This window comes from Micromonospora sp. WMMD735, assembly GCF_049178995.1.
GTDB classification, from domain to species: Bacteria; Actinomycetota; Actinomycetes; order Mycobacteriales; family Micromonosporaceae; genus Micromonospora; species Micromonospora wenchangensis.
In genome coordinates this window covers 7,139,798-7,155,832 of sequence record NZ_JBMHMJ010000002.1, presented here as the reverse complement: position 1 = coordinate 7,155,832, position 16,035 = coordinate 7,139,798, and the positions used below count along the sequence as shown (strand labels likewise).

The 16,035-nt window shown below is 74.6% G+C and carries 1 protein-coding gene; it reads right to left on the bottom strand.

Going from position 1 to position 16,035, the window contains the following annotated elements; all coding sequences use genetic code 11:
* Window positions 1-11 precede the first annotated feature (11 nt).
* Window positions 12-16,028 (bottom strand): SDR family NAD(P)-dependent oxidoreductase, encoded by a 16,017-nt coding sequence (locus ACN268_RS31100; protein ID WP_421486584.1) that lies wholly within the window; start codon window positions 16,026-16,028, stop codon window positions 12-14.
* Between the last annotated feature and the right edge of the window lie 7 nt (window positions 16,029-16,035).

Below are 16,035 nucleotides of genomic sequence, written 5' to 3'. Positions count from 1 at the left end.
TCCCGGTGTCGTCACTGCGCGATCCAGTCCCGTACCACCCCGGCGGTCGTGGCGACCTGACCCTCCATCATGGTGAAGTGGTCGCCGGGCACCTCCCGGAGCGTGTGCGGGGTCTCCCAGGTGGCCCGCCACCCGTCGTCGTCCCCGCCGGCCACGATGGACTCCTGCGGCCGGACGAAGAGCACCGGCGTGTCGATCTCCTCCACCGGGCAGCTCTGCAACAGCCGGACGTAGCGGCCCATCGCCGACAGCCGGGCGCTGCTGAACTCGCCGAAGGTGGCCTCCCGGTCCAGCAGCGAGTCGAGCATGTGGGTGAAGAACGTCGCCGTGGTGCTGCCGGTGGTGAGGTAGGTGTCCAGCAGCACCACCCCGGCCGGGCCGTGCCCCTGCCGCTCCAGTTCACCGGCGGTGGCGTGGGCGAACAGTCCGCCGGAGGAGTATCCGACGATCACGTACGGCCCCTGCTCGGCGATCGGGCGGACCATCTCGGCGAAGACCCGTACCGCCGCGTCGGCGGAGGCGGGCAGGCTCTCGTCCCGGCCGAAACCGGGCACCGGCAGGGTCCACACGTCCCGGGTGCCGCCGAACTCGGCGGTGAACCGGGCGTACTGCTGGTCGCCGCCGAGCGCCATCGGCGACGGGAAGCAGATGATCGCCGGCCCCTGGTCGCCCCGGGCGAGCCGGCGCGGGGCGGGGACCTGCGGCAGGTCGGCCGGGCCGTCGAAGGTGGGCCGGATGTCGGCCACCGCGTACAGCAGGGACAGGCCCTGCTGCACCCGGCCGCTCTTGACGGCGGTGCGGAACAGCGCGCTCATCGTGTCGGCGGCGACGTCGGGCGTGCCGGCCCGCTCCTCGGCCGGTGGCGCGGCCAGCTCGGTGCGCAGCAGCGCGGCGAGTTCGTCGACGCTGCCGTGGTCGAAGACCACCCCGGTGGCCAGTCGCAGTCCGGTCGCCTCGTTGAGCGCGGTGCGCAGCTCCATCGCGGTGAGCGAGTCGAAGCCCAGCTCGACGAAGCGCAGCGCCGGGTCGAGGTCGTCGGCACCGCCGTGGCCGAGCACGGCCGCGGCGCGCGAGCGGACCAGGTCGGCCAGCAGCGCCTGCTGGCCGTCGGCGTCGAGCCCGCCGAGGGTACGCCGCAGCGCCGCCGGATCGGGCCGGTTCGTTGCCGACGCGGCCCGCCGGGTCGGGGTGACCAGGGCCCGCAGGATCGCCGGCACCTCGTCCCCCGCCGGGGTGCCCAGGTCGGCCTTGACCGGGACGAGCACCGCCTCGGCACGGGCCAGCGCCGCGTCCAGCAGGGCCAGCCCCTCCCCGGTGGACATCGGCAGCACCCCGCCCCGCGACATCCGGGCCCGGTCGGTGCCGCCAAGGTCGTCGGCCATCCCGCCGCCGGCCCACGGCCCCCAGGCCAGGGACTGGGCGGGCAGCCCGGCGGCCCGCCGCGCGCCCGCCAGCGCGTCGAGGAAGGCGTTCGCCGCCGCGTAGTTGCCCTGCCCCGGGCCACCGAGCACGCCGGCCGCCGAGGAGAACAGCACGAACGCGGTGAGGTCCGCGTCGCGGGTCAACTCGTGCAGGTGGGTGGCGGCGTCGACCTTGGGGCGCAGCACCGCGTCGAGACGGTCCCGGGTCAGCGACGGGATGATCCCGTCGTCGAGCACCCCGGCGGCGTGCACCACCCCGGTCAGCGGGTGCCCGGCGGGCACCCCGGCGAGCAGCGCGGCGACCGCGTCCCGGTCGGCCAGGTCGCAGGCGGCCACGGTGACCTCCGCTCCCCGGGCGGTGAGGTCGTCGCACAGCGCGGCCATCCCGTCGGCGTCCGGCCCACGCCGGCTGGCCAGCAGCAGGTGCCGCACCCCGTACGTGTCGACCAGGTGCCGGGCGACGAGCCCGCCGAGGGTGCCGGCGGCCCCGGTGAGCAGGACGGTCCCACCTTCGGTGAAGGCGCTGCCGGGGGTGCCGTCGGGCGCGGTGGCGGGCACCAGCCGGGCGGCGTGGGCGACGCCCTCGCGGACGACGAGCTGCGGTTCGCCGCCGGCCAGCACCGCCGGGAGCGCCTGGGCCGACCCGTCGTGGTCATCGAGGTCGACCAGGACGATCCGGCCGGGGTTCTCCGACTGGGCGGACCGGACCAGACCCCAGACCGCTGCGGCGGCCGGTTCGGTGACCCGGTCACCCTGCGCGCCGTGGGTGAGCACCAGCAGCCGGGACGACGCCAACCGCTCGTCGGCGAGCCAGCCCTGCAGCAGGGTGAGCAGCTGCCCGGTGGTGTGCCGGGCACCGGCGGCGAGGTCCCGCGAGTCGGGCTGGACGCTGGCGACCAGCACCACGTCCGGCGCGGCCCCGCCCGCGTCCAGGGCGGCGGTGAGGGCCGTCAGGTCGGGGTGGGTCTCGGCGAGCAGGCCGACGGTGTCGAGCGCGGCGGCCACCTTGAACTCGTCGACGCCGACCAGCGCCCACCGGCCGGTGGCCGGGGTGGCGGGCAGCGGCACCGGGGTCCAGTCGACCCGGTAGAGGTGGTCCTGCCGGCTGGCGCGGGCGGCGGTGAGCTGACCCGCGTCGATCTCCCGCAGTACCAGCGAGTCGACCCGGGCGACGGGTGCGCCGCTGTGGTCGGTGAGGGTGAGGGCGACCTCGTCGGGGCCGGCGGGGGTGACAGTGACCCGCACCGCGTCCGCCCCGGTGGCGTGGACGGTGACCCCGGTCCAGGAGAACGGGACGCCGGGCCGGCCCTCGCCCCGGCTCAGCCCGACGGCGTGCAGGGCCGCGTCGAACAGGGCGGGGTGCAGGTGGAACCGGTCGGCGTCGAGCACGTCGGCGGGGAGCGCCACCTCGGCGTACACCTCGTCGCCGTGCCGCCAGGCGGTCCGCAGGCCCTGGAAGACCGGGCCGTAGACCAGTCCGGCGTCGGCCATCCGCTCGTAGATCCCGTCGACGTCGACGGGGGTGGCGGCGGCCGGCGGCCAGGCGGTCGCCGGGTCGGCCGGCGGGTCTACCGGGGCCGGGGTGAGCAGGCCGGTGGCGTGCCGGGTCCACGGCACGTCCCGGTGCCGGGAGTAGACGGTGACCGGCCGGCCGCCGTCCTCGCCGGGCGCGCCGACGGCCACCTGCACCTGGACGCCGTCGTCGTCGGGGACGACCAGTGGCGCCTGGAGGGTGAGTTCGGCCAGCCGGCCGCAGCCGACCTGGTCCCCGGCCCGGACGGCGAGTTCGACGAGTCCGGTGCCGGGCAGCACGATCGTGTCGCCCAGCGCGTGCTCGGCCAGCCACGGGTGGGTACGCCGGGACAGCAGCCCGGTGGCGATCAGCCCGTCGGTGTCGGGCAGGGTGGTGACGGCTGACAGCAGCGGGTGCCCGGCGTCGAGCAGCCCGGCGGCGGTGACGTCCCGGTCCGCGCCCGTGTCCTGCATCCAGTAGTGCTGGTGCTGGAAGGCGTAGGTGGGCAGGTCGACGGTCCGGCCGCCGGGGTTGACCGCCGTCCAGTCAAGGTCGACGCCGCTGATCCACGCCTGCGCCATCCCGGTGGCGTACGCGGCCACCTGTTCCCGGTCGCGGCGCTGCAACGGAATCGCCACCGCGTCGTCGACGCAGTCGGCGACCATCGCGGTCAGCACACTGTCCGGCCCGATCTCCACGAACCGGGTCACACCCCGGGCGGCGAGGGCGGCCACCGCGTCGGCGAACCGCACCGTCCCCCGCACCTGACCCTGCCAGTATTCGACCGAACCGAGTTGATCGTCACCGGCCAGGTCGCCGGTGGCGGTCGACACCAACGGGATGCCCGCCGGGTTGGTGGTGACGCCGTCGAGGACCAGCCCGTAGCCGGCCAGCATCGGGTCCATCAGGTGCGAGTGGAACGCGTGCGACACCCGCAACCGACGCGTCTTCACCTCAAGCGACGCCTCCAGCGCCGCGATCTGCTCCTCGGTGCCGGACACGACCACCGCCCGGGGACCGTTCACGGCCGCGACGTCGACGTAACCGAGGTCCAGCTCGGCAAGCGGCGCGGCGATCGCCAGCATCGCGCCGCCCGCCGGAAGGCCCTGCATCAGACCACCCCGGGCCGCGACGACCCGACAGGCGTCGTCGAGGGACCACACCCCGGCGACGTGGGCGGCGGCCAGCTCACCGATCGAGTGACCCGCAACGAAATCGGGCTTCAGCCCCCACGACTCCGCCAGGCGGAACAACGCCACCTCGACCGCGAACAACGCCGGCTGCGTCCACCCCGTCCGATCCAACACCCCGTCCGGATCGGTGAACATCACCTCCCGCAGATCACCATCGAGCAACGGCCCGAACGCCGCACACACCTCGTCAAGGGCCTGTGCAAACACCGGGAACGCTTCGGCCAGCTCACGGCCCATCCCGACCCGCTGCGCACCCTGACCGGTGAACAACACCGCCGTACGACCGGCGACGGTCCGACCCGACACACCGCCACCCGAGGTCAGCGCCTCCAGGGAGACGGCCAGGTCAGCGGCCGTACCGCCAACGGCGACGGCCCGATGGTCCAGGGCCGCCCGACCGACGGCCAGCGAATGCCCCACGTCGACCGGCCGCTCCTCGGTGAGGAAGTCCCGCAGGCGGCCGGCCTGGGCGGTGAGGCCGGTCGTGGAACGGCTGGCCAGCGGCCAGAGCACCACGGCCGGTGCCAGCGTCGGCTCGGGGGCCACGACGGGCTGCGGGTACTCCTCGACGATGACGTGGGCGTTGGTGCCGCTGATGCCGAACGACGACACCGCCGCCCGGCGGGGGTGGCCGTTGGCGGGCCAGTCGACGGCCTCGGTGGCGAGCCGTACGTCACCGGAAGACCAGTCCACGTGCGGGCTCGGCGCGTCCACGTGCAACGTGCGCGGCACCACCCCGTGCCGCATCGCCAACACCATCTTCATCACACCCGCCACACCAGCGGCGGCCTGCGTGTGACCCAGGTTCGACTTCACCGAACCCAACCACAACGGCTGCTCCCGATCCCGACCGTACGTCGCCAGAATCGCCTGCGCCTCGATCGGATCACCCAACGTCGTACCCGTACCGTGCGCCTCCACCACATCCACCTCGGCCGCCGACACCCCCGCGTTCGCCAGAGCCTGCCGGATCACCCGCTGCTGGGAGGGACCGTTCGGGGCGGTCAGCCCGTTCGACGCGCCGTCCTGGTTGACCGCCGAGCCCCGGACGAGACCGAGGATCGTGTGCCCGTGCCGACGGGCGTCGGAGAGGCGTTCGAGCACCAGCACACCGACGCCCTCGGACCACCCCGTCCCGTCGGCCGCCGCCGCGAACGGCTTGCACCGACCATCAGGCGCCAACCCCCGCTGCCGCGAAAACTCCACGAACGTCTCAGGCGTCGCCATCACCGTCACCCCACCGGCCAACGCCAGATCACACTCACCCGACCGCAACGCCTGACCCGCCAGATGCATCGCCACCAACGACGACGAACACGCCGTGTCGACGGTGACGGCGGGGCCTTCGAGGCCGAGGGTGTAGGCGATCCGCCCGGAGACGACGCTGCCGGCGCTGTGCCCGGTCACGTAGTCGTGGTACATCAGGCCGGCGAAGACGCCGGTGGCGGAGCCGCGTACCGAGGAGGGGTCGATACCGGCCCGCTCGAACGCCTCCCAGGAGACCTCCAGCAGTTGCCGCTGCTGCGGGTCCATCAGCACGGCCTCGCGGGGCGAGATGCCGAAGAAGGCCGGGTCGAAGCCGGCCGCGCCGGGCAGGAAGCCGCCCTGGTCGGCGTAGCTGGTGTCGGGGCGGGTTCCGGTCGGGTCGTACAGCCGGGCCAGGTCCCAGCCCCGGTCGGTGGGGAAACCGTCGATGGCGTCGACGCCGTCGGCGACGAGCCGCCACAGGTCCTCCGGGGAGGACACCCCGCCGGGGTAGCGGCAGGCCATCCCGACGATCGCCACCGGCTCGTCACCGAACGCCGTGGTGGTGCTCCGCCGCTCCTGCGGTACGTCGAGCGCGCCGCTCAGCTCGCCGTACAGGAAACCGGCGATGGCCACCGGCGTCGGGTAGTCGAAGATCAGGGTGGCCGGGAGCCGCACGCCGGCCACCGTGGAGAGCGCGTTGCGCAGCTCGACGGCGGTGAGCGAGTCGAAGCCGAGGCTCTGGAAGGTGCGGTCCGCCTCGACCGCCTCCGGGCCGGCGAGGCCGAGCACGGCGGCGACGTGGGTGTGCACCAGGTGCCGGACGGCACCGGCCCGCTCCTGCTCCGGCAGGCCGGCCAGCCAGTCGCTGCCCGCCCGGTCGACGGTGCTGGCGGCGGTGGCCGTACGCCGGGTCGGCCCGGTCAGGGCGCGGAACACCGGGGGCAGCCGGTCGCCGAGGGTACGCAGCGTCGGCACGTCGAGCCGGGCCGGAACGAGGGTGGCCGGTCCACCGGCGACGGCGGTGTCGAGCAGGGCCAGCCCGTCGGCGGTGGCCAGCGGCAACACCCCGCCCCGGGACATGCGCTCCCGGTCGGCGTCGGCGAGCTGGTCGGTCATCGCCGAGCCCTCACCCCACAGGCCCCACGCCAACGACACGGCCGGCAACCCGGCGGCCCGGCGGGTGGCGGCGAGCGCGTCGAGGTAGGCGTTCGCCGCCGCGTAGTTGCCCTGCCCCGGCGCACCCAGCACCCCGGACAGCGACGAGAACAGCACGAACGCCGACAGCTCCCGGTCCCGGGTCGCCTCGTCGAGCAGCGTCGCCGCGTCCACCTTGGGCCGCAGCACCGCCGAGACCCGGTCCGGGGTCAGCGACGACACCACGCCGTCGTCGAGCACGCCTGCGGTGTGCACCACGGCCGACAGGTCCGGCACGTCGGCCAGGACGGCGGTCAACTGGTCCCGGTCGGCCACGTCGCAGGCGACCAGGTCGACCCGCGCGCCGGCGGCGGTCAGCTCGGCGACGAGGTCGTCGGCACCGGCGGCGGCCGTGCCGCTGCGCGACAGCAGCAGCAGCCTCGGCACCGCGTGCTCCGTCACCAGGTGCCGGGCCACCGCCGTGCCCAGAGCGCCGGTCGCGCCGGTGACCAGCACCGTGCCGCTGCCGTAGAGCGGGGCGTCCGACGGGCTCGCCGGGAGGGTCCGGCGGACGATCCGGGGCACCCGGACGACGCCGTCGCGGATCGACACCTGCGGGTCGCCGGCCGCCAGGGCCGCCGGCAGGACGTCGTCGGGCCGGTCGGTGTCGGTGTCGACGAGCAGGATGCGGTCGGGGTCCTCCGCCTGCGCGGAGCGCAGCAACCCCCAGACCGCCGCGCCGGCCAGGTCGGTCACGTCGTCGCCGACGGCGTGGCGGGTGAGGACGACCAGCGGCGCGGGGTCGTCCCCGGCCAGCCAGCGCTGGGTGACCGCGAGCACCCGGTGCACCTCGGCGTGCACGTCGGCGGTGCCGCCGGCCCGCAGCACCACCGCGTCGGCGGGGCCGCCGCCGGTCGGGCCGGTCGCGGTGCCGTCGACGGTGTCGGGGTGCCAGGTCCAGGTGGTGGCGGTCGGGGTGACGGTGACCGGCTGCCAGTCCAGGCCGAACAGCGCGTCGGCGACGCCGGTGCCGGCGGTGACCTGCACCGGGCGGAGCACCAGCGACCGTACGGTGGCCACGGGTGCGCCGACCGCGTCGGCGACCGCGATCCGGACCCCGCTGCCGGCGGGGGTGAGCCGGACCCGCAGGCTGGTCGCGCCGGTGGCGTGCAGCGTCACCCCCGACCAGGCGAACGGCAGGCCCCGGGGGGCGTCGCCGTCGGCGCGGGTGAGGGCGTGCAGGCCGGCGTCGAACAGGGCCGGGTGCAGGCCGTAGCCGTCGGTCTCCGTACCGTCGGGGAGGTCGACCTCGGCGAAGAGTTCGTCACCTGCCCGCCAGGCACGGCGTAGGCCCTGGAAGACGGGGCCGTAGTCGAGGCCGCCGGTGGCGAGGTCGTCGTAGAGGCCGGCCAGCGGCAGCGGCTCGGCGTCGGCGGGGGGCCACGCGGTGAGGGCGACGCCGGGGGTGTCCCCGGCGGTGAGGACGCCGGTGGCGTGCCGGGTCCACGGGACGTCGTCGCGTTCCCGGGAGTGCACCAGGACGGCCCGGCGGCCGGTCGGGTCGGGCGTCTCCACGGCGACCTGCACCTCGACGCTGCCGGCGGCGGGGACGACGAGCGGCGCGTGCAGGGTCAGCTCGTCGAGCAGGCCGACGCCGACCTGGTCACCGGCGTGGATGGCGAGTTCGACGAGTCCGGTGCCGGGGAACACGACGGTTCCGCCGACGGCGTGGTCGGCGAGCCACGGGTGGGTGTGCAGCGACCACCGGCCGGTGAAGACGACACCGTCGGTGTTGGCCAGCGGCACGGTGGCGTCGAGCAGCGGGTGGGTGGCGGCGAGCAGGCCGGCGCCGACGAGGGCCGGGTCGTAGAGCCAGTAGTGCTGGCGTTGGAAGGCGTAGGTGGGCAGGTCGACCTGCCGGGCGGCGGGATGGATGGCGGCCCAGTCGAGGTCGACGCCGGTGGTCCACGCCTGCGCCATCCCGGTGGCGTACGCGGCGACCTGCTCCCGGTCGCGGCGCTGCAACGGGATGGTCACCGCGTCGTCGACGCAGTCGGCGACCATCGCGGTCAGCACACTGTCCGGCCCGATCTCCACGAACCGGGTGACGCCTCGGGCCGCGAGGGCGGCGACGGCGTCGGCGAACCGGACGGTCCCCCGCACCTGGCCCTGCCAGTACTCGGCGCTGCCCAACTCGTCGTCACTGGCCAGGTCACCGGTGGCGGTGGACACCAACGGAATGCCTGCCGGGTTCGCGGTCACCCCGTCGACGACCTGCCCGTACTCGGTGAGCATCGGGTCCATCAGGTGCGAGTGGAACGCGTGCGACACCCGCAACCGACGCGTCTTCACCTCAAGCGAGGCTTCCAGCGACGCGATCTGCTCCTCCGTGCCGGACACGACCACCGCCCGGGGACCGTTGACGGCCGCAACGTCGATGTCGCCGAGGTCCAGCTCGGCAAGCGGCGCGGCGATCGCCAGCATCGCGCCACCGGCCGGAAGGGCCTGCATCAGACCACCCCGGGCCGCCACCACCTGGCAGGCGTCCTGCAGGGACCACACGCCGGCGACGTGGGCGGCGGCCAGCTCACCGATCGAGTGACCCGCCACGAAATCCGGCTTGAGACCCCACGACTCGGCCAGGCGGAACAGGGCCACCTCGACCGCGAACAACGCCGGCTGCGTCCACCCCGTCTGATCCAGCACCCCGTCCGGGTCGGTGAACATCACCTCCCGCAGATCACCATCGAGCAACGGCCCGAACGCCGCACACACCTCGTCCAACGCCTGCGCGAACACCGGGAACGCTTCGGCCAGCTCACGACCCATCCCGACCCGCTGCGCACCCTGACCGGTGAACAACACCGCCGTACGACCGGTGGTCAGGTGGCCGTGCACACCCTGTCCGGCGGCGAGGGCGCGGAGACCGGCGACGCCGTCACCGACGGCCACCCCCCGGTGCTCCAGGGCCGCCCGGCCGGTGCCGAGGGTCAGCGCCACGTCGGCGGGGTTCAGGTCGGCGTCGGCGAGGAAGTCGGCGAGGCGGGCGGCTTGGGCGGCGAGGCCGCTGGCCGACCGGCCGGAGACCGGCCACAGCGGCACCGGCGTCGGGGCCGGCGGCGCGGGCGGCGCGGTTTCGGGGGCCTGTTCCAGGATCAGGTGGGCGTTGGTGCCGCTGATGCCGAACGACGACACCGCCGCCCGACGCGGCCGGTCCACCGCCGGCCACCGCACCTCGTCGGTGGCGAGCCGCACGTCACCGGAAGACCAATCCACGTGCGGGCTCGGCGCGTCCACATGCAACGTACGGGGAACCACCCCGTGCCGCATCGCCAACACCATCTTCATCACACCCGCCACACCAGCGGCGGCCTGCGTGTGACCCAGGTTCGACTTCACCGAACCCAACCACAACGGCTGCTCCCGATCCCGACCGTACGTCGCCAGAATCGCCTGCGCCTCGATCGGATCACCCAACGTCGTACCCGTACCGTGCGCCTCCACCACATCCACCTCGGCCGCCGACACCCCCGCGTTCGCCAGAGCCTGCCGGATCACCCGCTGCTGGGAGGGACCGTTCGGGGCGGTCAGCCCGTTCGACGCGCCGTCCTGGTTCACCGCCGAACCGCGAACCACACCCAGCACCCGGTGCCCGTTGCGCACCGCGTCGGACAACCGCTCCAACACCAGCACACCGACGCCCTCGGACCACCCCGTCCCGTCAGCCGCCGCCGCGAAAGGCTTGCACCGACCATCAGGCGCCAACCCCCGCTGCCGCGAAAACTCCACGAACGTCTCAGGCGTCGCCATCACCGTCACCCCACCGGCCAACGCCAGATCACACTCACCCGACCGCAACGCCTGACCCGCCAGATGCATCGCCACCAACGACGACGAACACGCCGTGTCCACCGACACCGCCGGCCCCTCCAGCCCGAGCGTGTACGCCACCCGGCCGGTGACGACACTGCCGGCGCTGTGCCCGGAGACGTAGTCGTGGTACATCACCCCGGCGAACACGCCGGTGGACGAGCCGCGCAGGGTGCCCGGGTCGATGCCGGCCCGCTCGAACGCCTCCCACGACACCTCCAGCAGCAGCCGCTGCTGCGGGTCCATGATCACCGCTTCGCGGGGGGAGATACCGAAGAAGACCGGGTCGAACTCGGCGGCGTCGGTGAGGAACCCACCCCTGTCCACGTACGTGGTGTCGGGGCGGGTGCTGGTCGGGTCGTACAGCCGGGCCAGGTCCCAGCCCCGGTCGGTGGGGAAACCGTCGATGGCGTCCGCGCCGTCGGCGATCAGCCGCCACAGGTCCTCCGGCGAGGTGACGCCGCCGGGGTAGCGGCAGGCCATCCCGACGATCGCCAGCGGCTCGTCCTCGGCGACGGCCGTGGCGACCTTCCGGACGGCATCGACGCCGTCCGGGCCGGCGATCCCGCTGAGCAGGTGCCGGGCCAGGTCACGCGGCGACGGGTAGTCGAAGATCAGGGTGGCGGGCAGCCGCAGGCCGGTGGCGGCGGAGAGCCCGTTGCGCAGCTCGACGGCGGTGAGCGAGTCGAAACCCAGCTCCTGGAACGCCCGGCCGGCGTCGATCCGTTCGGCGGAGGCGTGCCCGAGCACCGCCGCCACCTGACTGAGGACCAGGGCGGTCGCGGCGCGCTCGCGTTCCTCGGTGGACAGCGCGGCGAGGTCCGCCGCCCACCCGGTGGCGACGCCCGCGGCGGCACGGGCGGCCGTCCGCCGGGCCGGGCGGACCAGGCCGTGGAACGGCAACGGCAGGTCCTCGCCGAGGGTACGCAGGGCAGCCAGGTCGAGCCGGGCCGGCACCGCGGTCGGGTACGGGTTGGCCACGGCGGCGTCGAGCAGGGCCAGCCCGTCGGCGGTGGCCAGCGGCAGCACCCCGCCCCGGGACATCCGCTCCCGGTCGGCGTCGCCGAGCCGGTCGGTCATCGCCGAACCCTCACCCCACAGGCCCCACGCCAACGACACCGCCGGCAACCCGGCGGCGCGACGGGACACCGCCAACGCGTCGAGGAACGCGTTCGCCGCCGCGTAATTGCCCTGCCCCGGCGCACCCAGCACCCCGGACAGCGACGAGAACAGCACGAACGCCGACAGCTCCCGGTCCCGGGTCGCCTCGTCGAGCAGCCACGCCGCGTCCACCTTGGGCCGCAGCACCGCCGACAGCCGGGCGGTGGACAGCGACGACACCACGCCGTCGTCGAGCACGCCTGCGGTGTGCACCACCGCCGACAGGTCGGCGCGGGCGTCGAGGAGGGCCGCCACCTGGTCCCGGTCGGCCACGTCGGCGGCGACCAGCTCGACCTGCGCGCCGGCTGCGGTCAGCTCGGCGACCAGGTCGTCGGCCCCCTGCGCGGCGGGGCCCCGGCGGGACACCAGCAGCAGCCGGGTGACCCCGTGCGTGGTCACCAGGTGCCGGGCCACCGCCGTGCCGAGGGCACCGGTCGCGCCGGTGACCAGCACCGTGCCGCTGCCGTAGAGCGGGGCGTCGGGGGAGGCCGGCTCGACGACCTGACGGGTGAGCCGGGGCACCGAGACCACGCCGTCGCGGACCCGTACCTGCGGCTCGCCGGTGGCCAGGGCCAGCGCGAGCGTCCCGGCCACGTCGGCGGCGGGGTCAGTGTCGACCAGCAGCAGCCGGTCGGGGTTCTCGGCCTGCGCCGAGCGGAGCAGACCCCAGACGGCAGCCCCGGCCAGGTCGGTCCCGTCGCCGCCGACGGCACGCCGGGTGAGCACCACGAGCCGGTGGGTGTCGGGGCCGGCCAGCCACTCCTGCACCAGGCCGAGGACCCGGTTCACCTCGTCGTGCACCGCTTCCGGACCGGCGGCGTCCCCGGCGCTGCCGGCGGTCAGCACCAGCAGGTCCACGTCGGGGGTGGCCGGACCGGTGCCGGTGGCCGGGTGGTGGGCCCAGGCCGGGACGACCGTGCCGGTGGGGGTGCCGATCTCCGGCCAGGTCAGGTCGAACAGCGCGTCGGCGACCCCGCCGGGGCGGGTCACCTGGACGGGCCGCAGCACCAGCGAGTCGACGGTGGCGACGGGTGCGCCGACCGCGTCGGCGACCGCCACCCGCACCCCGGAGCCGACCGGGGTGAGCCGGACCCGGACCCCGGCCGCGCCGGTGGCGTGCAGGGTCAGGCCGGTCCAGGCGAACGGCAGTCCCCGGAAGGTGTCACCCTCGGCGAGGCCGAGGGCGTGCAGGCCGGCGTCGAGCACGGCGGGGTGCAGGCCGAACCCGTCGGCGTCCACCCCCTCCGGCAGGGTGACCTCGGCAAAGAACTCGTCGCCGCGCCGCCAGACCCGGCGCAGGCCCCGGAACACCGGGCCGTAGACGAGGCCGCCGGTCGCCAGGTGCTGGTAGAGGTCGTCGATGGGCACCGCTTCGGCGTCGGCCGGCGGCCACTGCGTGAGCGCGGTCCCGGTGGTACGCGGGCCGGGGGCGAGCACCCCGCTGGCGTGCCGGGTCCACGGGGCGTCGGCGTCGGCGCTGCGGGCGTACACCTGGAGGGTGCGGGTGTGGTCGGTGCCGGCGGGGCCGACGACGACCTGGAGCTGGACGCCCCCGTGTTCGGGCAGGACCAGCGGGGCTTCGATGGTCAACTCGTCGACGGTCTCGACGCCGACCTGCGCCCCGGCGTGCAGGGCGAGGTCGACGTAGCCGGTGCCGGGGAAGACCACCGCGCCGTCGACGGCGTGGTCGGCGAGCCACGGGTGCCGGTCGAGGGAGAGCCGGCCGGTGAGGACGGCCCCGTCGGCGTTGGCGAGGGTGACGGCCGCGCCGAGCAGCGGGTGGTCGGCGGAGTCCAGGCCCATGGCGGTGGCGTCACCGGGGTCGGCCGTGGCGTCCAGCCAGAACCGCTGGTGTTGGAAGGCGTAGGTGGGCAGGTCGACGGTCCGGCCGCCGGGGTTGACGGCCGTCCAGTCGAGGTCGACGCCGCTGATCCACGCCTGCGCCATCCCGGTGGCGTACGCGGCCACCTGCTCGCGCTTGCGGCGCTGCAGCGCGATGGCGGTGGCGTCCTCGACGCAGTCGGCGACCATCGCGGTCAGCACACTGTCCGGCCCGATCTCCACGAACCGGGTCACACCCCGGGCGGCGAGGGCGGCCACCGCGTCGGCGAACCGCACCGTGCCCCGCACCTGACCCTGCCAGTACCCGACGCTACCCAACTCCTCGTCGGTGGCCATGTCACCGGTCGCGGTCGACACCAACGGAATGCCCGCCGGGTTCGCGGTCACCCCGTCGACGACCTGCCCGTACTGGTCGAGCATCGGGTCCATCAGGTGCGAGTGGAACGCATGCGACACCCGCAACCGACGCGTCTTCACCTCCAGCGACGCCTCCAGCGCCGCGATCTGCTCCTCAGTCCCCGACACCACCACCGCACGGGGACCGTTCACCGCCGCAACGTCCACGTCACCCAGGTCCAACTCATCCAACGGCGCGGCAATAGCCAACATCGCCCCACCCGCCGGAAGGGCCTGCATCAGACCACCCCGGGCCGCCACCACCCGACACGCGTCGTCGAGGGACCAGACACCCGCGACGTGCGCGGCGGCCAGCTCACCGATCGAGTGCCCGGCGACGAAGTCCGGCTTCAACCCCCAGGATTCGGCCAGCCGGAACAGGGCCACCTCGACCGCGAACAACGCCGGCTGCGTCCACCCCGTCCGATCCAACACCCCGTCCGGATCGGTGAACATCACCTCCCGCAGATCACCGTCGAGCAACGGACCGAACGCCGCACACACCTCGTCAAGGGCCTGCGCGAACACCGGGAACGCTTCCGCCAGCTCACGGCCCATCCCGACCCGCTGCGCACCCTGACCGGTGAACAACACCGCCGTACGACCGGCGACGGTCCGACCCGACAGGCCAGCGCCGGTCGCCAGGGCCTCCAGGCCGGCCACGTCGTGGCCGAGCACCACACCCCGGTACGCGCCGGCGGCCCGGGTGGTGCCCAGCGAGAACCCGACGTCGACCGGACGCTCGTCGGTGAGGAACTCCCGCAGCCGGGTGGCCTGCCCGGCGAGCGCCGCCGCCGACCGGCCGGACAGCGGCCAGAGCACCACCGGCGGCTCGGCGGTCTCGTCCGGCGCGACGGTCTCCGCCGGGGGTGCCTGCTCCAGGATCACGTGCCCGTTGGTGCCGCTCACCCCGAACGACGACACCCCGCCCCGGCGCGGCTGGCCGTGGTCGGGCCACTGCCGCGCCTCGGTCAGTAGCTGCACGGTGCCGGCGGACCAGTCGACGTGGGTGGACGGCTCCCCCACGTGCAGGCTCTTGGGCAGGACGCCGTTGTGCAGCGCCATCACCATCTTGATCACGCCGCTGACGGCGGCGGCGGCCTGGGCGTGGCCGATGTTCGACTTGACCGAGCCGAGCCAGAGCGGCCGGTCCGCCGGCCGGTCGCGCCCGTACGTGGCGATCAGCGCCTCCGCCTCGATGGGGTCACCGAGGGTGGTGCCGGTGCCGTGCGCCTCGATCAGGTCGACGTCGCTGGAGGTGAGGCCGGCGTTGGCGAGCGCCTGGAGGATGACCCGCTGCTGGGCCACCCCGTTGGGGGCGGTGAGCCCGTTGGACGCGCCGTCCTGGTTGATCGCGGAGCCCCGGATGACGGCGAGCACCCGGTGGCCGTTGCGCTGGGCGTCGGAGAGGCGTTCCAGCAGCAGCATGCCGACGCCCTCACCCCAGCCGGTGCCGTCGGCGTCGTCGGAGAACGGCTTGCAGCGGCCGTCGGAGGCGAGCCCCCGCTGCCGGCTGAACGCGACGAACGCGCCGGGCGTCGACATGACGGTGACGCCACCGGCCAGGGCCAGCCCGCACTCCCGTTGCCGCAGCGCGTGCGCGGCCAGGTGCAACGCGACGAGCGAGGACGAGCAGGCGGTGTTGACGGTGACGGCCGGCCCCTCCAACCCGAGGCTGTACGCGACCCGGCCGGAGATGACCGCCCCGGAGCTGCCGGTGCTCATGTACGCCTCGACCGGCTCGGGCAGCACGGTGAGCCGGTCCCAGTAGTCCTGGCCGCCGCAGCCGACGAAGACACCGACCGGGCCGCCGCGCAACGTGTCGGGGTTGATGCCGGCCCGCTCGCACGCCTCCCAGCTCGCCTCCAGCACCAACCGCTGCTGCGGGTCCATCGCCAGCGCCTCGCGGGGCGAGATGCCGAAGAACTCGGCGTCGAACTCGTCGGCGTCGTGGACGAACCCGCCCTGTTGGACGTAGCTGCTGCCGGCGGCGTCCGGGTCGGCGTCGTAGAGGGCGGCGGTGTCCCAGCCCCGGTCGGTGGGGAACTCGCCGATGGCGTCGACACCGTCGGCGACCAGCCGCCACAGGTCCTCGGGTGAGTTGACCCCACCCGGGTAGCGGCAGGCCATGCCGACGATCGCGATCGGGTCCTGCTCCTGCGATTCGACCTCGCGCAGCCGCTCCCGGGTGCGGTGCAGATCGGCGGTGACCCGCTTCAGGTACTCGAGGAGCTTCTCTTCGTTCGCCATCCGAACC